23 protein-coding genes and 4 pseudogenes are annotated in these 22,930 nt (G+C 55.7%); 12 read left to right on the top strand and 15 right to left on the bottom strand.

What is annotated here, in order from left to right:
* Positions 1 to 142: 142 nt before the first annotated feature.
* From BEN48_RS11935 to BEN48_RS11920, 4 genes and pseudogenes are all read left to right on the top strand, one after another.
* Positions 143 to 530 (top strand): annotated as a pseudogene (locus BEN48_RS11935) (DDE-type integrase/transposase/recombinase); the annotation flags it as partial.
* 60 nt (positions 531 to 590) lie between these two features.
* Positions 591 to 899, top strand: coding sequence for a transposase (locus BEN48_RS11930; protein WP_070735173.1), 309 nt, complete (start codon positions 591 to 593; stop codon positions 897 to 899).
* Positions 896 to 1,189, top strand: a complete 294-nt coding sequence (locus BEN48_RS11925; protein WP_070735172.1) for a hypothetical protein — start codon at positions 896 to 898, stop codon at positions 1,187 to 1,189. Before BEN48_RS11930 ends, BEN48_RS11925 begins: the two co-directional genes overlap by 4 nt.
* A 334-nt stretch (positions 1,190 to 1,523) precedes the next feature.
* The gene (locus tag BEN48_RS11920) at positions 1,524 to 1,799 is read left to right on the top strand and encodes an integrase core domain-containing protein (RefSeq protein ID WP_070735171.1); all 276 of its coding nucleotides are present in this window, start codon (positions 1,524 to 1,526) and stop codon (positions 1,797 to 1,799) included.
* 76 nt (positions 1,800 to 1,875) lie between these two features.
* On the opposite strand, the gene BEN48_RS11915 is transcribed toward BEN48_RS11920, so the two are convergent.
* The 14 genes and pseudogenes from BEN48_RS11915 to BEN48_RS11855 form a co-directional block, all read right to left on the bottom strand.
* Positions 1,876 to 2,703 (bottom strand): IS5 family transposase, encoded by an 828-nt coding sequence (locus BEN48_RS11915; protein WP_070735170.1) that lies wholly within the window; start codon positions 2,701 to 2,703, stop codon positions 1,876 to 1,878.
* Positions 2,704 to 2,809: 106 nt separating this feature from the next.
* Positions 2,810 to 4,033, bottom strand: coding sequence for a glycosyltransferase (locus BEN48_RS11910; protein ID WP_070735169.1), 1,224 nt, complete (start codon positions 4,031 to 4,033; stop codon positions 2,810 to 2,812).
* The gene (locus BEN48_RS11905; RefSeq protein WP_070735168.1) at positions 3,999 to 5,294 is read right to left on the bottom strand and encodes a glycosyltransferase; all 1,296 of its coding nucleotides are present in this window, start codon (positions 5,292 to 5,294) and stop codon (positions 3,999 to 4,001) included. The genes BEN48_RS11910 and BEN48_RS11905 overlap by 35 nt, the downstream gene beginning before the upstream one ends.
* A gap of 11 nt (positions 5,295 to 5,305) precedes the next feature.
* The gene (locus tag BEN48_RS11900; RefSeq protein WP_070735167.1) at positions 5,306 to 6,337 is read right to left on the bottom strand and encodes a glycosyltransferase family 2 protein; all 1,032 of its coding nucleotides are present in this window, start codon (positions 6,335 to 6,337) and stop codon (positions 5,306 to 5,308) included.
* Between the two features lie 183 nt (positions 6,338 to 6,520).
* Entirely contained in the window at positions 6,521 to 7,708 is a 1,188-nt protein-coding gene (locus BEN48_RS11895) for a glycosyltransferase family 61 protein (protein ID WP_070735166.1), read from the bottom strand.
* A gap of 46 nt (positions 7,709 to 7,754) precedes the next feature.
* Positions 7,755 to 8,825 (bottom strand): acyltransferase family protein, encoded by a 1,071-nt coding sequence (locus tag BEN48_RS11890; RefSeq protein ID WP_070735165.1) that lies wholly within the window; start codon positions 8,823 to 8,825, stop codon positions 7,755 to 7,757.
* A gap of 125 nt (positions 8,826 to 8,950) precedes the next feature.
* A pseudogene (locus tag BEN48_RS19810) lies at positions 8,951 to 9,640 on the bottom strand (DUF1919 domain-containing protein).
* Positions 9,641 to 9,715: 75 nt separating this feature from the next.
* Entirely contained in the window at positions 9,716 to 10,675 is a 960-nt protein-coding gene (locus BEN48_RS11885; RefSeq protein ID WP_070735164.1) for a glycosyltransferase family 8 protein, read from the bottom strand.
* 8 nt (positions 10,676 to 10,683) lie between these two features.
* Positions 10,684 to 11,712 carry a glycosyltransferase gene (locus BEN48_RS11880; RefSeq protein WP_070735163.1) on the bottom strand — a complete coding sequence of 343 codons (1,029 nt, stop codon included), beginning with the start codon at positions 11,710 to 11,712 and terminating at the stop codon, positions 10,684 to 10,686.
* Positions 11,713 to 11,802: 90 nt separating this feature from the next.
* Positions 11,803 to 12,879 (bottom strand): glycosyltransferase, encoded by a 1,077-nt coding sequence (locus BEN48_RS11875; protein WP_083321021.1) that lies wholly within the window; start codon positions 12,877 to 12,879, stop codon positions 11,803 to 11,805.
* Between the two features lie 50 nt (positions 12,880 to 12,929).
* Positions 12,930 to 13,877 carry a glycosyltransferase family 2 protein gene (locus BEN48_RS11870; protein ID WP_070735160.1) on the bottom strand — a complete coding sequence of 316 codons (948 nt, stop codon included), beginning with the start codon at positions 13,875 to 13,877 and terminating at the stop codon, positions 12,930 to 12,932.
* Entirely contained in the window at positions 13,870 to 14,607 is a 738-nt protein-coding gene (locus tag BEN48_RS11865; RefSeq protein ID WP_070735158.1) for a dTDP-4-amino-4,6-dideoxyglucose formyltransferase, read from the bottom strand. Before BEN48_RS11865 ends, BEN48_RS11870 begins: the two co-directional genes overlap by 8 nt.
* A gap of 75 nt (positions 14,608 to 14,682) precedes the next feature.
* A complete protein-coding gene (locus BEN48_RS11860; protein ID WP_070735156.1) occupies positions 14,683 to 15,759 on the bottom strand; it encodes a DegT/DnrJ/EryC1/StrS family aminotransferase in 1,077 nt (358 codons plus the stop codon).
* Positions 15,760 to 15,813: 54 nt separating this feature from the next.
* A complete protein-coding gene (locus BEN48_RS11855; RefSeq protein ID WP_083321020.1) occupies positions 15,814 to 17,589 on the bottom strand; it encodes an ABC transporter ATP-binding protein in 1,776 nt (591 codons plus the stop codon).
* Positions 17,590 to 17,938: 349 nt separating this feature from the next.
* Between BEN48_RS11855 and BEN48_RS11850 the strand changes: the two are divergent.
* A pseudogene (locus tag BEN48_RS11850) lies at positions 17,939 to 18,049 on the top strand (transposase); the annotation flags it as partial.
* A gap of 70 nt (positions 18,050 to 18,119) precedes the next feature.
* Here BEN48_RS11850 and BEN48_RS11845 read toward each other — a convergent pair.
* Positions 18,120 to 18,950, bottom strand: a complete 831-nt coding sequence (locus BEN48_RS11845; RefSeq protein WP_070735151.1) for an IS5 family transposase — start codon at positions 18,948 to 18,950, stop codon at positions 18,120 to 18,122.
* Positions 18,951 to 19,053: 103 nt separating this feature from the next.
* Here BEN48_RS11845 and BEN48_RS11840 point away from each other — a divergent pair, with 103 nt between their 5' ends.
* From BEN48_RS11840 to BEN48_RS18215, 7 genes and pseudogenes are all read left to right on the top strand, one after another.
* Positions 19,054 to 19,356, top strand: coding sequence for a transposase (locus tag BEN48_RS11840; RefSeq protein WP_070735148.1), 303 nt, complete (start codon positions 19,054 to 19,056; stop codon positions 19,354 to 19,356).
* A 345-nt stretch (positions 19,357 to 19,701) separates the two neighbouring features.
* Positions 19,702 to 19,899, top strand: coding sequence for a transposase (locus BEN48_RS11830; RefSeq protein ID WP_083321018.1), 198 nt, complete (start codon positions 19,702 to 19,704; stop codon positions 19,897 to 19,899).
* Positions 19,899 to 20,402, top strand: a complete 504-nt coding sequence (locus BEN48_RS18420) for a DDE-type integrase/transposase/recombinase (RefSeq protein WP_094122960.1) — start codon at positions 19,899 to 19,901, stop codon at positions 20,400 to 20,402. Before BEN48_RS11830 ends, BEN48_RS18420 begins: the two co-directional genes overlap by 1 nt.
* Positions 20,392 to 20,769, top strand: coding sequence for an integrase core domain-containing protein (locus BEN48_RS18415; protein WP_094122959.1), 378 nt, complete (start codon positions 20,392 to 20,394; stop codon positions 20,767 to 20,769). The genes BEN48_RS18420 and BEN48_RS18415 overlap by 11 nt, the downstream gene beginning before the upstream one ends.
* 138 nt (positions 20,770 to 20,907) lie before the next feature.
* Positions 20,908 to 21,765, top strand: a pseudogene (locus BEN48_RS11815) (IS3 family transposase); the annotation flags it as partial.
* Positions 21,766 to 21,998: 233 nt separating this feature from the next.
* Positions 21,999 to 22,448, top strand: coding sequence for a transposase (locus BEN48_RS18220; RefSeq protein ID WP_083321017.1), 450 nt, complete (start codon positions 21,999 to 22,001; stop codon positions 22,446 to 22,448).
* A gap of 21 nt (positions 22,449 to 22,469) precedes the next feature.
* Positions 22,470 to 22,727 (top strand): transposase, encoded by a 258-nt coding sequence (locus BEN48_RS18215; RefSeq protein WP_158010168.1) that lies wholly within the window; start codon positions 22,470 to 22,472, stop codon positions 22,725 to 22,727.
* The last annotated feature ends 203 nt before the right edge of the window (positions 22,728 to 22,930 follow it).

Here is a 22,930-nt window from a genome sequence, read left to right as displayed (position 1 = left end):
GGTGTTCCCGCTGGGGCGCGTCTTCGCGCATTAAGCACAAATAGGGGCATACAAAGGCCCATTCATCGTCAGAAATGTCGCTCGGGTAATGCGCTGCTTTTGACATCCCCAAATTTAACTCCAAGTACAGAACAGACTCTAGCCCATCGGCTACCTGCACGTCGACTTTGCCGAGGTCCAGACCGAAGAAGGCAAGCAGTACCTTTTTGTGGCCATCGACCGCACCCAGCAAGGGGGCCTTTGCCGAACTCCACCCGCGCGCCAAACGGGTCGTCGCGGCCGAGTTTCTGCGACGCGTGCTCGACAAGCTGCCCTACAAAGTGCATACCGTGCTGACGGACAACGGGGTCCAGTTTACTCCCCAGCCGCACCAATTCCTGCCGGGCGGGCACAGCTTTGACCGCATTTGCCGCGAATACGGCCTGGAAAACTGCCTGACCAAACCGGCGCACCCGTGGACCAACGGCCAAGTCGAGCGCATGAACCGCACCATCAAAGAAGCCACCGTCAAGCGCTTTCACTACCAGACCACCGCGGAATGAGGTGGTCGAGTAAATCTGGACAGAACAGGGTGGTATCTTTCCTTCGTCATGAAAGACCCTGCAAAACCCGACAAACGCCGCAAGTATGATGCGGCCTTTCGCTCCGAAGCCCTGCGCTTGGCCGAGCAAAGCCGCTCGACCCAAGCCGCAGCCCGGGCGCTCAACATCGACCCGAAGCGCATCTACCAGTGGCAAAAAGCCGCCCAGACACCGGTTGCGGCGGCCTTGGGCGCAGCCCTGGACCCGGACACGGCCGCTGAGTTGCGCCAGCTGCGGGCCCTGGCCCGGCGGCAGGCGCAGGAGTTGGAAATTTTAAAAAAAGCCATCGCCATCTTCTCGGCGACCCCGTCCCCATGAGCCGCTACCGTTTCATCGCCGCCGAGTGTGGCCACTACCCCGTGCGCCGACTTTGCCAGGTGCTGGGCGTGCCAGCCAGTGGTTTTTACGCCTGGCAGGCCGACCAGCAGCGGGCGGTGGGGCGCCCGAAGACGCCGGCCTGGGAAACGGCCCTGGTGAAGGTCTTTGGGGTGCATAAACGCCGCCACGGCACCCGCCGGCTGCGGGTGGCCCTGTGGGAAAAAGGGCACCGGGTGGGCCGCCAGCGCCTGCGCACGGCCATGCGCCGCCGGGGCCTGCACGCGCTCTAACCCAAGGCCTACACCCCGCGCACCACCGATTCCACCCACGGGCTGCGCTGCGCGCCCAACCGGCTGCTCGACCAGCCCAAGCCCACCCGGGCCAACCGGGTTTGGGTCAGCGACATCACGTATATGCCGCTGGCCAACGGCGACTGGGCCTACCTGTGCGCCTTTCAAGACATGGCCAGCAAGCATGTGGTGGACTGGCAAGTTGGGGGCCACCATGCCCGAAGAATTGGTGACCACGGCCCTACAACGGGCCTTTTGGTCCCAACCGTCTGCTCCAGGCCTGCTCGTGCACTCCGACCGGGGTGGGCAGTACTGCGGCAACGCCTAGCGCCAATTGCTGTATGACCACCAGGCCCTGCGCTCGCAGAGCCGCCGCGGCGACTGCTACGACAATGCCCAAGCTGAAAGCTTGTGGTCTCGCCTCAAAACGGAGGTACTCGAACTACGCGAGTGGCCCGTTTTTGCCGACTTGGCCGATGCCCAAGCTAGTGTCGCCGACTATTTTGACTACTACAACCACGACCGACTGCACTCCAGCATCGACTATCAGACGCCGTATCACACTCATCAACAAATTCTTCAAAATACTGCCCTAAACTGTCCAGCCTAATTAGACCACCTCAAAAGAACCCCACTATCTTTACCCGAAACCCGACCCAGCTTACCCGGGGACTATACGAAGCTGTTTAGGAAGTGGTGGGTGGGGCAATTTTACGCAGCAGCAGGACCGTAAAAGCCAACCAGTGCAGGGCTACCCAGTTTTGCATGGTTTCGTAACGCACGAGCAGCGCCTTAAAGCCATCGAGCCAGGCGTTGAGGCGCTCAATGACCAGCCGGCGGCGGTAGAGTTCGGGGTCGAACGGGGTATCCTCGTCGGTCTGCCAGTCGGCCGAGCGCCGGTTGCGCGGGATGTTGGCCTCGATGCCGCGCCGCGCACACGCCTGCCGCAAGGCGGTGACGTCAAAGGCTTTGTCGGCGTTGAGAAACAGGCCGTCGAGCCGTAATTCCACCGCTTCGAGCAGCTCGCACAACTCGGCAAAGACCCGCTCGAGTTCGAACGTGTCGTGCTGGTTGCCCGCTTGGGGCGTGGCCACGGCCAGCGGCAGGCCCTGGTTGTCGGCCAGGAACAGGGCGTTGGTGGTGCGGGCGGCTTTGCGGCCCTGGTAGCCGACAGCAGCCCCGCCGTTCTTGGCCGGCGTGTGGCTGCCGTCGAGTTGGACGCTGGATAAGTCCAGGGCGCGCCGGTGCAGGCGCAAGCTACTGAGCCACAGCTTTTTCCAGGCTCCTTGCTTGCTCCACGCGTTGAAATGGTAGTAGACGCCCTGCCAGCTTAGCGGCTCGCCCGTGAATAAGGCCTTAACGGGCAGCCAGCGCCACTGGCAGCCGGTTTTGAGCTTGTAGCAGATGGCTCCCACCACCTCCGCCGGGTCGGCGGCACAGCGGCGCCCACCCGAGCGGGCGGGCAGGTAGGGCAGTAGCCAGCGGGTAATCGTATCTTTGCGCAGGACTTCCATGGGGGAGGGAAGGGAGATGGGTCGCACCTCAAATTTCTCGCTTTTGTGGGAGTCTTTCCTGTTCTACCCCCCCCTGGCTACTTCCTAAACAGCTTCTACACCTAGCTTACAGCTGCGCAAAAATTACGTCAGCGGTGGGCAAAAACTGGCTCATGCCCCGGTAGACAATACCGGCCTGCCGGCACTTGTGGCGCAGGGGGGCTTTTTCGGCCCGCAAAAACGCTTCTACCTGCGGGTACACCCGCTCGGCCTCGGCCTGATTGAAGGCGCTTACCACCACGCCCACGCCGTATTTCTCCGCTACCAAGTCGTCTTCCGAAACCCCGGCGCACACCAGGTACGGCAGGCCGCAGCACAGGTATTCGCCCACTTTAATAGGCGAGCGGAACTTCTGGGACGGGAACGACGGCACGGCTACCACTCCGAAGTCGGCGGCCGATATGTAGTCCTGCACCTGCTCGTAGGGGCTGCGCGTGATGGTGTAGCAAGTTTCGGGCAGTGCCTCGGCCTGCATCAGGCCGGCAATGTGTGCGGGCGTATCGGGCGACACAATCAGGAAGAACAGGTTAGGGTTGAGGCGGTGAAAGGTTTTGAACAGCGCCGCAATTTCCCGGTCGTAATAAATGCCGCCGAATTTGCCCAGGTACAGAATGACCTGCTTATCGGCCGGAATACCGTACTTCTCCCGCACCCGCTGCCGCCCGTCGGGCCGGAAGTAGATTTTGGTTTCATTCACGCAACTGGGCAGCTTATACACTTTAGCCTTGGTGCCCCATTCTTCCATGCGGCGCATCATGTGCACGGTGCCGGTCGAGAGAATGTCGGCATTCATCCCCGACACCCGCTCCATGTAGTGCAGGCCCCGGTAGGCCAGGCTGGTTTCGGGCCACACGTTGCAGTCGCGCATAAATTCACTGTGCGGCTCGTACTGGAAGACGTAGTAGCGCAGGCCGACCAGCTTGGCCATTATGAAGGCAAAAGAGCCGGCCACGGTGCCCAGCGCCGTGATGCTGCGGGCCCCATCGCCCAGGCGCAGCCGTATCACGAGCAGCAGGCCCAGCAGCAGGTCGTAGGCTTTCTTGAGCAGCTTGAATCTGCCCGAGTGCCACTGCAGCGGGTACCACTGAATCCGGTCGGCCCCCAGGTCGGCGTGCATCTGCGCGGTTTGGGCGGGGCTGAGGGCGTACTCTACCTGCTCGTAGGTAATGAGGTGCAGCTGCAGATCGGGCTGCTGCTGGGTGGCATAGCGCAGGCAGGGCAGCATCACCGCCTTGAACAGCGGGTCGTTGCAGCTATTATATACATAAACGATGACGTGGCGCTTTTTCATGAGGCGGGTACGGGAGTAAGCAGGGCTTCCCACTGCTGCATGATTTTAGCCGGCGCAAAATCCTGCACCCGGGAATGGGCCTGGGCCGCGTAGTACGTGCGCCGGGCCGGGTCGGCCAGCAGGCTGCTGAGCGTTTCGGTCCATACCGGGGCACTTTGTGCCAGCGCCGGCCCCGCGCCCAGCAAAGGCAGCAACACGCCAAACTCGGCCCACTCGGGCGCGGCGGCATACTGCGCGGCCGGGGTTTGCGGCGCCAGAATTTCCCGGGGCCCGTGGGGCAGTCGGTCGATACAACCGGCACGCCGCAGGCCATAGCCTCGCACAGCGCCATCGGGAAGCCTTCGGTAGACGACGACAGCAACGACACGGCGGCGCGGGCAATGTACTGGAACGGGTTGTTCTGGAAACCCAGGAAATACACGTCGAAATCGGAAGTGAGCGGCGTGCCGTCCCACACCTGCCAGCTGCGCAGGCCCAGCTCCTGGCAGCGCAGCAGCAGGCCAGCCCGCAGTGGCCCGTCGCCGAGCAGCACCAGCTTCGCGGCCTGGTTGCCCTGGCTGCGCATGGTGTGCAGCACTTCGAGCAGGGCCGTCTGGTTTTTCTCGCGGGCCAGCCGGCCGGCCGTTATCAGCACAGAATGCTGCCCGAACAGCGTCTGCTCGGCAGCCGTCAGCGGCTGCTGACTTCGCTGCCGGATGCCATCCACATCGAAGAAATTATTAATTGTAACCACCTTAGCTGGAGTGAGCCCAAATAAGTCAATCAGCTCCTGGCGCAGGTCGCGGCTGACGGGCACGATGTAATCGGCGGCGCGGTAGAGCCAGGGCATCAGTACGCGGCGGCGCAGCCAACCCAACGCGCCCTGAATGTTGGGGTCGTGGCGCTTGGAATTGTGTACGCACAGCAGCACCTGTTCGGGGCCTTTACTGAGCAGGTTCAGGTAGTCAGCCCCTTCCAGGTGACTGATGCAGACGTCGATGCGGTGCTCGCGCTTTAGCTGCTTCACCCGCCCGATACGCTGCACGAAGCTGCACAGCTTGCCCACAATGCCCACTCCGGCCGGTACATCCAGGGTCACCAAGGTATTACTGGTCGGAAAGGCCACCTCCGTGCCGCTGTCGAACACGCACTCAACGACGTGATGGTGCCGGGCAAGTTGCTGGCCGTGGTCGTGGAATACGCGTTCCGCGCCCCCGTAGGTGAGCTGCGGAATAAGCAACAGAATATTCTTACGCGGAGGCGCTGCCGTGGTAGTGCTCATAGTCAGTCGCCTTAAAAGTGCCGGAGCAGGTAGCTTTTCAGCAGAAATTTGGCGTGCAGCTTCGTGCCGGGGTTGTAGTGCTTATGCAACGGCCGGCGGCGGTATTCGCGCAGCGAGTTGGTTTTCTTATCCGGATTGAGGTAGCAGGTCAGAAACCAGCGCTCGGCCACGCAGCGCAGCATGGCCTCCGGCTCGGCATAGCGCCGCTCCTGGTTGTAAGCCTGAATTTTCCAGAGCCAGTCGTGCACCTCGGCCAGCGTAATGTCGCCGAGCGTGAAGGGGAAGTAGGAAATGGTATTGTGGACGTGCAGCTCCCGGTCGTTGAACGGAATGCCAAGCACGCGCAGCTGCCGCTCCCGGATCTGGTTGGACTTGGCGTTGCGGCGGGCATGCACGTCGGCCTTCAGCGTCTGCGGCAGCGTGCGGTAGTGGAGCAGAATATCCGGCTGGTTCTCGATATCAACCACCTGCGCTACCCGGGCAATGAATTCGTAGTCTTCGCCGAACGTATCCTTGATCGTGTCGTCGTAACGCAGCCCGTGCTCCTGCATCAGGCCCCGGCGGAAAAAGGCTGTCGGGTTGGCTACCGGCATATTAAACAGCAGGAAGCTGCGCACCGCATCGCCCGATACCGGGTACTCATACACGATGTCCGACTCGCCGAAGCACTGCATAAAGCTGCTGGTAAGCCCCACGGCCGGGTGTTGCTCCATGAAGTCGACCTGGGCCTGCAACCGGTGCGGCAGGGCAATGTCATCGGCATCCATCTTGGCAATGTACTTGCCGCGCGCATGCTCAGCGCCGTAGTTATCCGTGAAGGAGCGGCCCTGGTTCTGCTCGTTGGCCAGCACCTGCACGCGTGGATCATCCTGATAGCTACGGGCTACGGCCAGGCTGCCATCCTGCGAGCAGTCGTCGACGATGATGAGCTCAAAGTCCTGAAGCGTCTGTTGCAGAATACTATCAATAGCGGGCCGCAAATATTCTCCGGCGTTGAAAACGGGAATAATGACAGAAACCAGAGGAAGCTCGGTGGTAGGCATAATAAGACAAAGGTACGGTGCCCAACCGAAACCCCATCTTACCCCGGTCTGGACCTTAGCCAGCTATGAAAAAGGACACTGGCTACCAACGGGTTACCGCCAGGCTTAGCCATAGGTTTGGGGGCGGCTACATCGCCGCTGAGCAAGCCCCAGGAGAGGCAATTGACAGTACGGCAGGCTATTTTACTTCAGCATACTCGCCTCCGGCTGCCCGGAAAGCGCGGCCACAATTACGGAGTTCAGCTCCTCGATATCCACCACTACATCGACCTGATTATTTACGTCCCCGGTGACGGAGCGACAGGTAGCAGCGTAGTAGGATATCTTAAAGTAGGAAGCTAAAAAAAAGTAGAACAGATACTTCTCCGAGTCGACGTTAATAAGCTCTATGACTGTTGTTGCAGGATGCAGGAACATCAGATTTGTCAGATTAGCGCCATGCAGCCCTACCAATACGGCTGTTTCGCGCATCAATTCCATTTGTTCCGTGAAGCTTAAATCTTCAAAGAAAACGGTTTCGAAGCCATATTTTTCTAACACCTGCCCAACTGCCGCCTCATTAGATACTCGGCGAACCGACTGTTTGGCGCGCGAAACATAAATCCGCCGGTGCGGCACAAGGGTTGGGTTATCAACTTCCCGCAGCAATTCGTCGCGCACCGTAGTTAAGCTAAACTCGCCTTGCCCGCTAGTGGTATCCTCAAGTGACATAACCAGATAAGGCACCTTCTCCGGAACAATCAGAGACTTCACTTTCGCTATTTCATCCTTTTTAATAGGAATCAGCTTTTCAAAACCCAATATCGAGACGGTAACCTTAATAAAGGAAGGCGTCGGTTCGGGCACCAGCAAGCCTATGGTCGGATAATATTTGCGCAGGGCCAACAACCGCGGCAATGATTCGACGAGCCAGTGATAGTAATTCTGCGCCGACCAGATATCATATACCAGCGCTGCTTCGTCGTAACGACGAACCCGTTTTGGCTGTAGCCATTGCTTGAGCAAAAAACTGTCTCTAAAAAACCCATCCACATCCGGCGACATCTCAGGCTTAAATAGTCTGAGATTGTTGAACATCGCGCCATGCCAGGAAACATTAGCATTAGCAACAGTATACAAGCGCAAAGCCGGTATAACTTTGGGAGCATCACTAACCAGCTTTCTGTAATGGTCAGCAACTTCCACGGGCATCGAATCGATGTTACCCGGCAGAACATAGCGATGGGCAGCAGACTCCGGGAAAGTGTTGATCACATTACTCGCTTCCCAGGCAGGCAGCAACCTGGATAGCTTAGCGGTTGCAAAATCAATTACTTTTTTTAGCATGGAATAGAGAAAATAAGGCTTGATGAAAAAGCCTTGTATCGACAAAAGAATAAATTAACCACAGCCAATGAATCAAAGGACAAACCCGAGGTTAGGCAATCGTTTTTTCATCGTAAGCCGTGGGTTTTCTTGGTTGCAATTTTGCTTTCAACAACTTCATTGCAGGCTTCTCAATCCAATAAGTAACAGCACTGGCTAAGCCAATTACTGTTACCAATATTACTATATTACCCAACCAAAATCCTGTTTTTCCGGGTAATACGCGTGCCATCAAAGGCCTTAGGTAAAAGACACTGATATTCTGGTGAATCAGATATAAGGCATAAGAAATTGTGCCAAGATACACAAACACCTTATTTGAAACCCAGCTCAGTTTATTATTTATATAAAGCAACATCAAGCTAAAATACACAACCAATGTTGCAACATGCTCACTGTAGGTGAGATAAGCTCCCCGGCCGAGATTATCGAATACAAAAAGAGAGCAAACAAAGCACCCTCCAATCATTACATACCGCGCAACACTGGGCCGGTCGTATTTAATGAGATAAAAGACGATACCGGCAAAGAAAAGCGGAAAGTGGTTGAGCAAGGGATATACAAAGTTAACAACCTCGTATGCTTCATAAAAAAAGCTCCTGCCCACGGTAGAAATCAAAAAACAAACAGCGGATAATATCCCACCAATCCATTCGATGTTCTTGATCTGACCTGTCCGATAGATGATCAGCATCGACAGATAGAAAACCATTTCTACTATCATAGTCCAGTAGGGATGATCGAGATTCTCCACCCCTAAATAGTGCTGAAACATAGTCATATTGGCCAGATACTGGCCAATATAGTTCAAAGAAAGACTATTATGAGTAACTGCGTACAACACATTAATTGCAAATGTAAAACTAACGCAGGCCCAGTAAGTGGGATACAACCGAATGAGGCGGCTGATTACAAAATCCTTGGAGGAGCTTGTTTTTCGCAGCGTCATAAAAATAACAAAGCCGCTGATCAAAAAGAATAGATCTACGCCTGTCATTCCTAAATGAAGTCCATAATCCGGGTTGCCAGTATCCATTGTAAGATGAAAAAGCACAACTAGCACGGCAGCAATGCCCCTCAATGCATCCAGTACAAGGTCTCTTTTAACTACGGTCTTTGACATGACTTTGAAAAACTAAATAAATCAAAAACGATTAGTCCGACCTTAATTTTGGCAGAGCTGCAAACATGAAGGGAACCCATTTCTATTCTAACCAGCATTCGTACGCTTACTGTACGTAATGCTAACTATTGTCCTACACCCAGTATTTTGTGCATAATCCAACTCGCAGGAGTAAATTCCGGATTACCAGTATTGATCCATTTTACTAAGTCGTAATCAGGCATTGAATTTTGGAACATATGTGCGCCATTAGTGGTGTAGTTGCCTACCACTATTGCATCTTTCGCTCCCGGCATTAATTCTTTCACGAGTAGCAAACGACGATAAGGCATTTTTTCAAATTCCTGAATCAACTCGGGCGTTGCACCGTCCTTACCGCCATCGAATTTTACTAGTAAGTTATCCCAATTAATCCGCGCTGCTCGCCGCTGCCACTTTTCACGAGCTTCCTCTACCGAATGGTAGTGCAGAAAGCTAATTTCCACCTTACCTCCCAGCGTAGCTAGTGGATACGGGTTCTGCTGGCGTATTTCATTGATTTCCGGGTAGGGAGAGCTATCCTGAAACACCAGTTCCTACGCCATGTAGTGCTGTGGATTGCGTAGAAACTCCAGGTAGCAAGGCGCCATCAGAAATAAGCCGATAAAGGGCGTATTAAATGGTAGCGACAAATACTTATACACCTCGGCACCCCAACAGTCATTAGATATTATGGTAAAATCTCTGTTCCAGACCAACCGTATCTGCCTGCGTCTCGCCTCGAATCGGCGTTTTCCAGTGATACGGCTTGATATTTTATTAATTATTGACAGCATGATATTCTGTTATTTGGGATGAAATTATTTTTTTATGCTGACGTATAGGCACATTCTTCCTGTTTCAGATCCAGATTATTTACTGTGCCATCCCATTGCAAAAGCCGGGTGATCAATCACCCATTCGCTCAGTCTTATCTCAATCATCTCTCGAATCTTGTGTCGGTCCCAGATGAAATTATCGTACCGGCGGCGATATTTTTTGGGCACTTTATCGAGGTAGCCGAAGTAAATATCGCGCAACTTGTTTCTGCCCAGCATGGCCCAAGGCTTATGCTGTGTAGTGTAGTGGAGTACAACTACATTCTGCAAAAAATGCCGCAATTGCTTACGCGACTGATTGTGCGGAATGTCGTGAAACATCGTGTTGAAACCGCTGCTTAATTTCACCCAATTATCTACCAACACTGCATTAAGAGCGTCCTGATCAGGATAAATCAATTTATCGGCATTGTGGCTGATAAAGTCCACGACCTTAGCTGTAATTCCCCGTTTCTGCCACTCCACCCGGTCAATAAGTAATACACCGGAATTAAAGTACGAATCGGGCTTAAAAATACCTAGCTCAGGCCGGCTATCTACAAAATCACGCACGGCAGCTACCGGCAGCCCTTGCATAGGCGTATCGAACAGTGTCTGCAGTTTACCCAGTACAATAATGTCCGTATCGAGATAAATAAATTTCTCTACATCGGGCGGCAGCAGCACCGGAAACATCAGGCGGTAATAGATGGAAGCAGTCCACCATAAAGTTGGTGGCAGCACAAAATCCCGCGCAAAGCTACCCTCCAGCGTATAAAAGCAAATGCTGCTAGTGTAGCTGGCACAGTAGCGCTGTAGCTCTTCCCGCTGCAAGGCAGTCAGGCCGGTTTCAATAGCATGAATGATAATAGTATCCTGCGCATTATTGACGAAGATGGAAGTAAGCAACGCATATACCGGCGTCACATAGTTTTCGTCGAAAGCTATAGCCACGTGTATGCGTTGCTTATTGGTGCGCAATGACAGCTTGTTGTCCACGGCTTTTTCTGGCACGGCTCAGATTATTTGTTGTTAAGTCGGCTACGCAGCTCGCTTATCTGATGAAACACCCGCACTGCTTCTTCGCGCTGTTTCATCGAGGTCTGGAAATTGTAGAACAGCCGAAGTGTTTCGAAATTACTCAGAATACCCTCCTGCTGCCGGCGAAAGGCGGCATTAAACAAATTGCCTGGTTGCTTGGCCATCTGCATGGCCAGCCATACCAAGCGCTTGTTATAGAGCTGGCGAAATTTGCTTTCGGTTAATTCCGGGTGGCGGAAAATGAAATAATAGACGATGCTCGTCAGCTGGGAGGATGCCGTGCCCTGCCCAATGCGCAGCAGGTAGTTCCAGGTCAGGCGCTCCTTGAACATGAAGTGCTTGAAGCGCAGCCGGTCATCATACCACAGCTGATAGCCGGCCAGCTGCAGCGCGTCGCCCAGTTCCACGTCTTCGCCGCTCACAATGATTTTGCCGCGCTTGGTGGAAGTAGTGAAGCGAAAGCCATGATCCAGCAGCTTTTGCCAGGCCGATTTGCGCACCACCGAGCCGGCCCCGTACAGGTAGCCTTCATAGGGCGGCAGCGGACCGCTGTTGCCGCCGTTCTGAGGGCCAACGGCATATACGGCTTGAAATGTTTCGAACCACGCGGGTGGCGGCACTTCAAACATGCCCTCGGCATGCGCGCCCAGCACACCTATTTCCGGGTGCGCGCTCATTATTTCGTTTACCAGCGTCAGGTAGTTGGGCGCTATCCAGTTATCATCGTCAATGATGACAATGTATTCGTAAGCAGCCTCATTGAAGCCCCGGATCAGCGCATTCTCCTTGCCAGCTACCGGCTCTTCGAGCACACGGAAAGGTACCTGAATAGGCAATGTTTCGCGCAGGCTATGGGCTACCTCAACTGTGTTGTCGGAGGAGGCATTACTGATGATCAGTACTTCCCACGCTATGGCATTGCTCACCTGCTGGGCCGCAATATGGCGTAGCGTGTCAGCTAGGCGCGAAGCACCATTGTGCGTGCATATAAGAAAAGTTATTCCGTTCACCGTGCAAAAATCAAAATTAAAACTTAGCCTATTCCACAAGGGACAGGCTTTTGGAATGCCGACAGCTAGTGTGCCAATGTGCCGGCAATCCTACTTTTCCAGCTTGTGTAGGCGCGCTATAAAGGCTTCTATCAACTGATAGCTGTTGTCGCCGCTAATCTCTTTTTTCACCAGCGCTTTGAATTGCTGCCAGTAAAAGCTGGTCCGGATGGCCGAGGATTCTCCTTCCCGAAAACGCTCGTTGTTTTTGAGCATTTTACTCAGCGCAACAAACGCATACTGCAGGGAGAATTTAGCATTTCTCAGCCAGATTAGCGGTTTGTTGCCCGCCGAATCTCCTTGCATGGCCCGAATGTAGTCCAGATACGGTCGTAAGGCTGCTTCCGACTCGGCATTGCCCGCAAAGATCCGCTCCACGTAGTTCCAGGTCAGGCGCTGAGCCGGAATGAAGTGCTGAAAACGCAGCCGCTCATCGTACCAGATTTTGTAGCCGGCCAGCACAAAGGCATAGCACATTTCGTTGTCCTCGCCGGAGGTGAGCTTGTCGCCGTGGCGACCCATGAGCATCGATTTGAAGCCGGCCCGATGAATTGTTTGCCATGCTTCCTTGCGCACCACGCAGCCGGCTCCATACACGTAGCTGGGATGCCGCGTAATGTCGCCCTGCTTGTCAGCCTGCTTATCGGCGGCATAGATAACGGCAAATTCGGAAAACCAGGCCGGCGGCGTTATTTCGCATACCGGCCGGCCGATTCCACCCAGCGCCCCGATCTGCTTATCGGCTTCCAGTACGTCCCAGGCCAAAGCCAGGTAGTTTTCTTCGAGCCAGTTATCGTCATCAACGATGCACACGTATTCGAAACGAGCGGTGGCAAACCCCAGGTCCAGCGCATTGCTCTTACCACTTCTGCCTTCGTAGAGCAGCTGATAGGGAAACGGGAAATTCAGGGCCTCGAATTCGGCGGCGGCGACCTGCGAAGTGGTATCTGTCGAGGCATTGTCCACCAAGAGTACTTCGACGGAAAACATTACCGGATCAACCTTCTGGCGAGCCAGGGTCTGCAGGGTTTCTTTGATGCGGGCCGCGCTATTGTAGGTACAGATCAGTACCGTTACACCGCGTTGTTGTTGAGCTGTTTCCATGTAATTACGGTCGGGCTGAGGCATCGAAAATCGTCGGAGCAGCAACCGATGGCACTTTTCAGGAGGTTGGCCTTCTATTTCTTATACCACTGATACACCAGCTGCTTCAGGTAGCTGATGGTGCGCTTTGGGCTCACCACCGAAATTGCTTTATAGTAATTATAGTAGCTGCTCATCGTCTGGCCGGTTGCTTTGAGCCGCTTACTTTGATCGAAGTGCAGGCCTTCCAGAAATTCGTCGAAGCGGGCATGGTGCTGCGCCTCAACCATCTGCTTGTAATGGCCGGTTTCGAATATCTGCTTCCTGTTGCGGGCAATGATCCGGTCGTTCTGCGTGGCCGACATGATACCGCCGGCATGGAGCCGGTAGCGCGACATTACCTCTGGCAGGTAGTAAATGTTGCCGGTGCGCGTAAGCAGCAAGTGCAATGAATAGTCGCCGCTGAAAGCCTCTTTCAACCAGGCCGGAATAGGAAATAGCGCCGAGCGCCGAAACACCATAGAGGCCGTCGGAATAAACCAGCCGTGCAGCGCAATATCACGCTGGGTAAACTCGTGCGCGGTATCGGGTAGAATAGCTGCGAACTTTTCGCTGAATAGCCGAGGCGGAATAGAGTTGTCGTCCATGAACTCTTCTGCATCATGAATGCAGGTAGTGCAGCCCGGGTGGCTTTCCAGAATGTCAACCTGCCGTTGCAACTTGTGCGGACTGGTCCAGTAGTCGTCTCCTTCCAGCAGGGCAATATACGTTCCGGTGCAGGCCTCCAGCGTACCCAATATATTCCCCATTACCCCCAGATTTCTCTCTGGAAGCAATAGTCGGATACGATCTGGGTAGCGGCGCTGGTAATCTTGGGCAATCTGACGGGTAGCGTCGGTGGAGCAATCTTCCCCGATGACCAACTCAACCGCAAAGGTGGTTTCCTGCATCAGCACCGATTCGATGGCCTGGGCCAGAAACTTTTCGTGGTTGTAGGTGATGCAGCACACGCTGACCAGAGGAGTCGTCGTTTGCTTAACCATTTGATTCCGGCTGAAGATTGATGTTAACGTATATTTTTTTTCCGTTCTCTCCGTAGAAATACGCGTTCCGGTACGTGCCGTGGGTGAGAGCCCGCAGCCGGTCGAGAGCCTGGCGCATGGTCAGGGTTTCGTCCAGATCGAGCTCCAGCAGCTTATTGAAGTCCTTCTTCAAGTTCAGATTACCCTCCTGCCCAGGGGCAGTAGTGGTGTAGGTGCCCGCCACAATTGCCACCAGATGCTCGTCTACTAGTTCCAGCTCCGCTGCCTGTACCCGGGTGTAGGCCGTCAGCGACGTATCGTAGTCTTGCACATGCACCGGCTGCTGCACGATAATGGAGCCATGGTCCAACTCGGCATCAATCTCGTGAATGGTGGCCCCCAGCGGCAGCTTGTTCAGAATAGAAAACACCTGCGGAAACCAGCCCCGGTTGTAGGGGTTCAGGCCCGGATGAATGTTCACGCACCGCACCTGCTTTACCATCTCGGCGGGAAACAACTGCTTGCAATGCGCGGAGATGACCAGTGAATAACGCTGCACCAGCTGCGGCCAGGCAGAGCGCACCTGCACCGGCTCGATGCCGAACGGCCGCATCGTTTCGGCACTGGTGGGGCTACAGCAATAGGTGAAGCGCACCTGCTCCAGCTCCAGTTTAGTAGCAGTTAACTTTTGGAATTCTTGGGCCAGATACAGATTATCGGTCAGGACCAGAACGTGGGCAGCAGGCAGCATAAGCGGCGAAAAAGCAAAGACGGGGAAATATGAGCAGCCGAACAAGCGGTTTTTCGCCGCAGGCCGGGGCGTCGGCTACGCGTAGTGGTTACGAATCAGCGCGCAGATCCAGCGCACCTGTTCAGGTTCCAGCTGCTGGTAAAAAGGCAGGCACAGTACCCGGAGCGCAATATCTTCGGAAACGGGGCAAACGGCGCCGGTGTGATAGGGCAGCTTGTTGAGCGACGGGAAGAAGTAACGGCGCGTGTTGATGCCGTGGGCCGCCAGCGCATCCTTCACCCGGTGCATCCGGGCTTCGCTGTCGAAGATGACGGGGAAATAGGCGTAGTTATATTCTGTCTCGGCCGGGGTCACCGGATAGCGCAGCGGCAGCGCGGCCAACTCGGTGCGGTACAGCTCGGACAATTGCCGGCGGGCAGCGATGAATTCCGGCACCCGGGGCAGGTTGCACAGGCCCATAGCGGCGTGAAACTCGGAGTTTTTGCCGTTTATGCCCAGCGAGTAGTACTCGTCGCCGATGTGCCCGAACGATTTATATAGCCAGACTTTGCGGGCCAGTTCCTCGTCGGTGGTGATGATGCCCCCCCCTTCACTGGTGTGAAACAACTTGGTGGCGTGAAAGCTGCAGGTGGTGATATCACCATACGACAGCAGCGAGCGGCCATGCACCTGCACCCCAAAAGCATGCGCGCCGTCGTAAATCACTTTCAGCTGGTGACGCCGGGCAATATCCTCGATGGCCCGCACGTCGCAGGGGTAGCCGTAGACGTGAGTGGCCAGAATGGCTGAGGTGCGGGGCGTAATGGCCGCTTCAATCTTGGCAGCATCGATGCAAAAAGTCTGCTCTTCAATATCGACAAACACTGGCTCGCAGCCCTCCCACAGGATGGCCGTGGTAGTAGCCACGTAGGAGAATGGCGTCGTAATAATTTCTCCCGTCAGTTCTAGGGCTTTGATGGCGACCTGCAGCGCAATCGTCCCGTTGGACATGAATTGCACCCGGGCCCCACCTAAGACCGTGCTTAAGTCTGCTTCGAGCCGCTGTACCAAGGGCCCGTTATTCGTCAGCCAGCCCCGCTCCCAGATACCTTCCAGATAGCCGACATATTCTTCCAGCGGGGGCAAGTACGACTTGGTAACGTTGATGCTCATAAAGTCGAAAACAGATTTGTCAGTTAAATTCTTCTACCCAGCGCTACAACTCGGCTACTGCTGCACAATCTGGCGAACCAGGTCCCGGTATTGGTGGGTGGCTACGACTTCTCCCTGGTTCAATTCGTAGATCCGGTCACACTCACGGAGCGTAGTGATGCGGTGGGCAATGATGAGGATGGTAATGTCGGTATGGGAAAGTTTGTTTATGGCTTCGTTTACTTCCCGCTCGGTTTCATTATCAAGGGCGCTAGTGGCCTCGTCCAGCACCAGCACTTCCGTGCGCTTGTAAAGCGCGCGGGCAATACCGATACGCTGCCGCTGCCCACCCGATAGTTTCGAGCCTCGCTCACCGATATGCGTTTTCACGCCGGCAGGTAGGTTTTTAATAAAATCCGACAGGGAAGCCTGCTCAATAGCATATTGCAGCCGCTGCTGGTCCACTTCCACATCGCCGAGCGTGATATTATCCTGGATGGAGGCTTCCATCAGGAATGTATCCTGTTTCACATAGCCGATAATTTTGTACCAGGCCAGCAAATTCTGGGGCGTCAGGGGCTTGCCATCAACGAGGATATTACCCTCCTGCTCCACGTAAAACCGCAGCAGGATATTCATCAGGGTGGTTTTGCCGGAGCCGGAGCTACCGATAAAGCCAATCTTCTCCCCCTTCTTGATATCCAGCTTGATATCTTTCAGCGTACGCTGATCGGCCCCGGGAAAGCTGTAGGAAATACCGTCGAACGAGAGTGAATGATTGAAGATAAGCGGCAGCTGCTCGGGATGCTGCGGCATCAGGTGCTCCGCGTCATCCTCGGAGTTGATAATTTCAATGGTGTATTGCGCCTGCTTAAGTTGAAACAGCGACTGTAGCATCCTATTTACGGACGGCATCAGGCGGTAAGCAGCGGCGGCAAACAAGCCAACCAGCGCAATAAGATCAGTGGAGTTCTGCGAAAAGAACAGCGCGTAAATGAAAATGGTCAGTACGCCCAGAATGGCGACCATCTCAATCATCTTGATGGGCAGCAAGCTGTAGAGGTAGCCTTCGGCATCCAGCTTTTGCAGCTCTTCCTGGTTGTCGAGCAGCTTACGGCGGAAATCCTGCTGTTTGTCGGCCAGCTTAAGCTCAATGAAACCGATAAACAAATCACTCAGAACGCTGAAAGAAACCGGCCGCAGCGCATTCACGCGGTGTCCAATTTCCTGAGTGCGGGTTCTGAGCAGCCGGTACATCAGCCAAGTGGTAGGCACCAGCACAATGCCCAAAATAGCCAGCAGCAGCGGCTTGTAAACCACAATGCTGACCACGATGACTGCTATGACGGCCACCTCAGAAAAGAACACAAACAGGGGCCGCAGAATGCCACTAACGTATACGCCCGGCACCTGCAGCGCCGCATTCATCAGGGCAGCCGAGCCGGTGTCGCTGAACTTCCAGAAAGAAAGATTCAGGTATTTGGACAGCTGACTGGCAATGATTTTCAGACCGATATCAGCTGTAAAACGCGTCTGCAGATAGTTGACCCAGGTCGTGAACAGATTCTTGAACAGGAAGAACAAGAAGATAACGGCCATCAGAAAAAGCAGAAACGTTTTTTCCGATTGAAACCCCAGAAGCTGGTATATTGGGAAGAAATACTTGCTTTTCTGTACTGCGCCAGGCTCTGCGGCTACCATCATGACTGGTACCAGTGCAGCCAAGCCAAAGACATCCATGAAGGAAGAAACCAAAACCAAGCCGAACATCCAGACGGCCTCGTACTTCTGGGTTGAGGTCAGATAATAGCGAATGCTATTAAGTGAATAGCTGATGATTCCGGTGTTCATAAGGAAGGTACCTGCTTAAAAACTGAAAGGTAGGAGGCTAGATACTCCTTGCAGAGTCAGCAGTTCTCAAGTCTCAGGATGGGGCAAAGTTACGGTTTTTGTGTTAGATACTACTTGTATTCACTACTTGTGCGTAGAGGCTCAGTTGGCCGTAACATACTTTTTCATAGCTTGTATCACTCCCATACAATCCTCTAAACCGCTACTTGGAGTCTTGAGCAACAGAGGCCTTATAATTGCCGGACCAATAGAAGATAAAGGGTCAGGCTGACCTCCTCCAATAAAACCAGACCGGTGCAAAATAGAGAAATCAGGCACTTGTCGTACCTTAAGATTATAGACACGTGCCATGAAAAAGACGAAGTTTACCGAGGCCCAGCACGTGTTTGCCTTGCGCCAGGCAGACACGGGCGTAGCCGTTGCGGAACTCTGCCGGAAGATGGGCATTAGCGAGGCCACCTAATACAACTGGAAGAAGGAATACGGCGGGCTGGGTGAGTTGGTCTAGTTAAAACGGACACTGAAGCTATTTAGAAAGTCGGTTTATCGTTAATTTTTCGCAAAAGGATGACCACAAAGGCGAGCCAGTACCAGGCCATCCAGTTGCCGACGCTGGTTTCATAGCGGACGAGTAAGGTTTTGAAGCCATCGAGCCAGGCGTTGGCGTGTTCGACTACGACGCGGCGGCGGTAGAGTCCGGGGTCGAAAACGGTGTCGTCGTCGGTCTGCCAGTCGGCGGCGCGGCGGTTGCGGGGGATGTTGGCTTCAATGCCACGCCGGGCGCATTCCTGCCGAAACGTCTGGCTGTCAAAGACTTTGTCCGCGTTCAGGAACAGGCCGGCAATTGGAATACCCGCCGCTTCGAGGAAGACGCAGATTTCGCCAAATAAGGCGTTCAACTCGTGGCTGTCGTGGTGATTGCCCGCCTGCGGACTGGCGCAGCTCAGGGGCTGGCCCCGGTTGTCGGTCAGGAACAGAGCCGTGCTGGTGCGGGCTTTTTTGCGGCCCTGGCAGCCGACGGCTTCCCCGCCGTTTTTAGCCGGCGTATGGCTGCCGTCCAACTGGACGCTGGAGCAGTCCGGGTGGGCCTTGTTTTCCCGCAATACGTGCTGCCAGACGACCTGCCAGGAACCGTCTTTGCGCCAGGCGTTAAAGCGGGCGTACACGCCCTGCCAAGTGAGCGAAGCGCCGGTAAAAAACTTCTTGACTGGCAGTAATCGCCACTGACAGCCGCTTTTGAGTTTGTAGAGCATCACTTCCACCAGCTCCACCGGGTCCACAACCGACGGGCGACCGTGCGCGGAAAAAGGGAGCGAGGGCAGAATCCATTGGCGAATCATATCTTGGGACAGGACTTCCATTAAAATGCGAAAAAAGGAGTGTTGCAACTCAAATTTCGCGCTTTTTTGGGAGTCCTTTCACTTTCTAAACAGCTTCAGTGAGAAGTCTTACCTTCCACTGCCCATGACCGAGAAACTGAATTTTAGTGGTTTACCTGCCACGCGCAAGAAATATACACCCGCTTTCAAAGCCAAGTGCGTGCGCCAAGTAGCGGCCGGAGCCCGACAGATGGACGTGGCCCGCGCCCAAGGCATTTCACCGGCCTTGCTCGGCCGCTGGCAGCGCGAGGCCCTAAAAGCCGCCGTGCCCAGCAGCGCCGAGCGCGACGAAATCAAGCAGCTACGCGCCGAATTGCGGCGCGTGGAAATGGAGCGGGATATTTTAAAAAAAGTCGTGACCATCTTTGCGCAACCGCCTCAGTCATGAACCGCTACCAGTTCATCCAGGCTTGCACCGAACCCTGGCCCGTGCAGTTGTTGTGCCAGTTGTTAGCCGTCAGTACAGCCGGTTATTACCAGTGGCGGCAGCGCCCGGCCCAACCGGCTGCGACGTGGCAGCCAGCAGCGCAGGCGGCGTTTACGCGCCATGCGCGCCGCTACGGTACCCGGCGGTTGCGGGCCAAATTATGAGGTGGTCTAGGTAAAACGGACGGTGCGAAGTCTTAACTTTCACTGCCCATGACCGAGAAACTGAATCCTGGCGGCTTGCCCGCCACCCGCAAGAAATATACGCCGGCCTTTAAGGCGGAGTGCGTGCGCCAAGTGGCCGCCGGTGCCCGGCGTGGCCCGCGCCCAGGGCATCTCGCCCGCGCTACTGGGGCGCTGGCAACGCCAGGCCCTAGAAGCGGCCGTACCTAGCAGCGCGGAGCGCGACGAAATTCGGCAGTTGCGCGCCGCGCTCAAACGCGTGGAAATGGAGCGCGATATTTTAAAAAAAGTCGTAACCATCTTCTCCCAGCCCCCTCAGTGATGAGCCGCTACGCCTTCATCGCGGCCTGCACCGAGCCGTGGCCCGTGCAGGTGCTTTGCCGCCTGTTGGCGGTCAGCTCGGCCGGCTACTACCAGTGGCGGCAGCGCCCGACCCCACTCGTTGCGCCGTGGCAGCCCGCAGCGCAGGCCGCCTTTACGCGCCACGCCCGCCGCTATGGCACCCGCCGATTGCGGGCGGAATTACGCGCCGAAGGCCACGCCGTGAGCCGCTACGCCCTGCGCACCTGGCTGCACCGCAACGGGCTGCGGGCGCTGAGCACCCGCCCGCAACGCCCCCGCACCACGGTGGCCGACCCAGCTGCCGTCGTCGCCGAAAATCGCCTGCTCGGCCAGCCCGCGCCCACCGCGCCCGACCAAGTTTGGGTCGGGGACATCACGTACTTGCCCCTGGTGGGCGGGCGCTGGTGCTACCTAGCCACCTGGCGCGACACCTGCTCGCGCCGGGTCGTGGGCTGGTACCCTGGCCGCGCAGATGCCCACTGAGCTCGTGCTGCTGGCCTTTGAACAAGCCTTGACCTTGCGCCAGCCCGCGCCGGGCTTGATAATTCACGCCGACCGCGGCAGCCAGTACATTAGCGCCACCTGCCGGGCCCGCATCAATCAGGCCGGCGCCCTGTCCAGCTTCAGCCGACCCGGCAATCCCTACGACAACGCCCAGGCGGAAGCCGGCTGGAGCACGCTCAAAACCGAGTTGCTGCCCCACGGAACCATCTTTGCCAGTCTCGAAGAGGCCTGCCTGGAGGTTGCTCACTACCTCGACACCTACTTCAATCTGGACCGCCGCCACTCTGCCCTCGGCGACCGCTCACCCCACCAATTTGAACGCGACTTGAATCTCAACCTATCTTAGCGCACTGTCCGTTTTTACTGGACCACCCCAGGGCGTACCGGAGTTGCGCCGCCTGAAGCAGCTGGAAGAAGAGAATCTGCACCTGAAACAGCTCGTGGCCGGCCTGAACTTGGACAAGCAGATGCTGCAGGACGTGCTCAAAAAAAAGTTCTGAAGCCCGTACAGCGTCGACACGCGGCTCACCACCTGATCGACGCCTACCGCATCTCGACCCGTCGGGCCTGCCAAGTCGTATCGTTGCAGCGCTCGAGCTGGCATTACCGGCCGCACGGGCGGGACGACACGGTGCTGCGCCGGCGGTTGCGAGAGTTCGCCCAGATACGGGTGCGCTACGGCTGCCAGCGCCTGTTTACGCTCCTACGTCGGGAGGGCTGGCCCGACAATCACAAGCGCGTTCATCGCCTCTACTGCCTAGAAGGGCTGTACCTACGCAGCAAGCGGCCCAAGCGCAGCCGGGCTGCTGCCCACCGGTTAGAGCGGGTCGAGCTGCAGCGACCCCACCAGAGCTGGAGCATGGACTTTGTGGCCGATCAGCTCTTCAATGGGCGCAAGATCCGGGCCTTGACGATAGTCGATAATTTTAGGCGCCAGTGCCTAGCCATTCACGTCGGGCAATCGCTAAAAGGAGACGACGTAATGGCCGTGGTGAGCCGCCTGCAGCAAACGTTGGATGTCGTGCCAGCACGCATCCAGGTCGATAACGGCAGCGAGTTTATCAGTAAAGTGCTGGATAAATGGGCGTACGAGCAGCAGGTCACGCTGGACTTCTCGCGGCCCGGCAAACCGACGGATAACCCGTATATTGAGTCCTTTAACGGCAGCTTACGGGACGAGTGTCTGAACGTGCACTGGTTCCTGTCGTTGACCGATGCGCAGTAGAAAATCGAGCAGTGGCGGCAGGAGTACAATGGCTTCCGCCCCCACAGCTCGCTGCAGAATCTAACGCGCGATCAGGTCATGGCGGATGCCACTACTGTCGAGCTTCAAACCGCCTGATTCTCTACTGCAGGGCGGTCCAGTAAATCGGAAGAGGTCAAAGCCACCTAACGGGAAGCTTACATCTTCCTATCTAGCATCCGACACCTTATCCGTAAATTTCAACAGGCTCTTAGAGCCTGTTGAAATTTACAAGTAGCTGTTAGACAAAAAGAAACCAGCCAGGTTCTACTAATTTCCTCATCCGACCAAAGATGTACGAAACGGACCTGACTGATTTCCAGTAGCAAGTTATGCAACACGTGTTGCCCGTTGCCCGCCGCCGCAAGTATTCCTTGCGCCTCATTCTCAACGCCTTGCTCTACTTAGCCAAGAGCGGAGGCCACGGGCGCTTGCTGCCCAACGACTTCCCGCCTTATCCGATTTGCTTTTATTACTTTCGCCGCTGGCAAGCCGACGGACGCTGGGCGCGCCTGAATAAAATGCTAGTCGAACGGGACCGCAAGCAGTCGGCTCCTTCGCGCCAGCCCAGTCCGAGCGTGGCCATCGTGGACGCGCAATCGATTAAAAGCAGCGAGCGCGGCGTGCTCGACAAAGGCTTTGACGGCCACAAACAGATGCAGGGCCGCAAGCGCCAACTCGCCGTGGACACGGGCGGCCGGTTGCTGGCCGCCCACGTGGGGCCGGCCAACGAAAACGACCGAACCGGGGGCCGGGCGGTGCTCGAAAAGCTCCACCAATAAGGCGTTAAGCGGCTGCAACTCGTGCTCACCGATGCCGGCTACGACGGCCGCCCCTTGGCTGAATGGACCCAGGCCCACTGCGGCTGGCGGCTCGAAACGGCCCCCGGCCTCAGCGGCAGCGGCGGCTTTACCCCGCAACCCACCCGCTGGGTCGTCGAGCGCTCCATCGGTTGGCTACAGTGGGACCGACGATTGAGCCGCGATTTCGAATGCGAAACCAGTAGCGCCGAGGCCACCTTGTATTTGTCCAGTATTCGACACCTGATTCGTAAATTTTAACAGGCTGTTAGCTCCTTTCCCTGCGGTTGTGCTATCTTGCTTAAATATGTGCTATCTTGCTTAAATATGTGCTATCTTGCTTGAATATGTGCTATCTTGCTTGAATAACTGATGTTACGCGGCTAAAGTTAGCAGTCCCTATTTTCGGCGATGACTTGCACCTTGGATTTATACACGGACTATCTGATTAGCTCAATGGGCCC

Source organism: Hymenobacter glacialis (genome assembly GCF_001816165.1).
Lineage (GTDB): Bacteria > Bacteroidota > Bacteroidia > Cytophagales > Hymenobacteraceae > Hymenobacter > Hymenobacter glacialis.
This window is presented reverse-complemented; position numbering and strand designations above follow the sequence as displayed.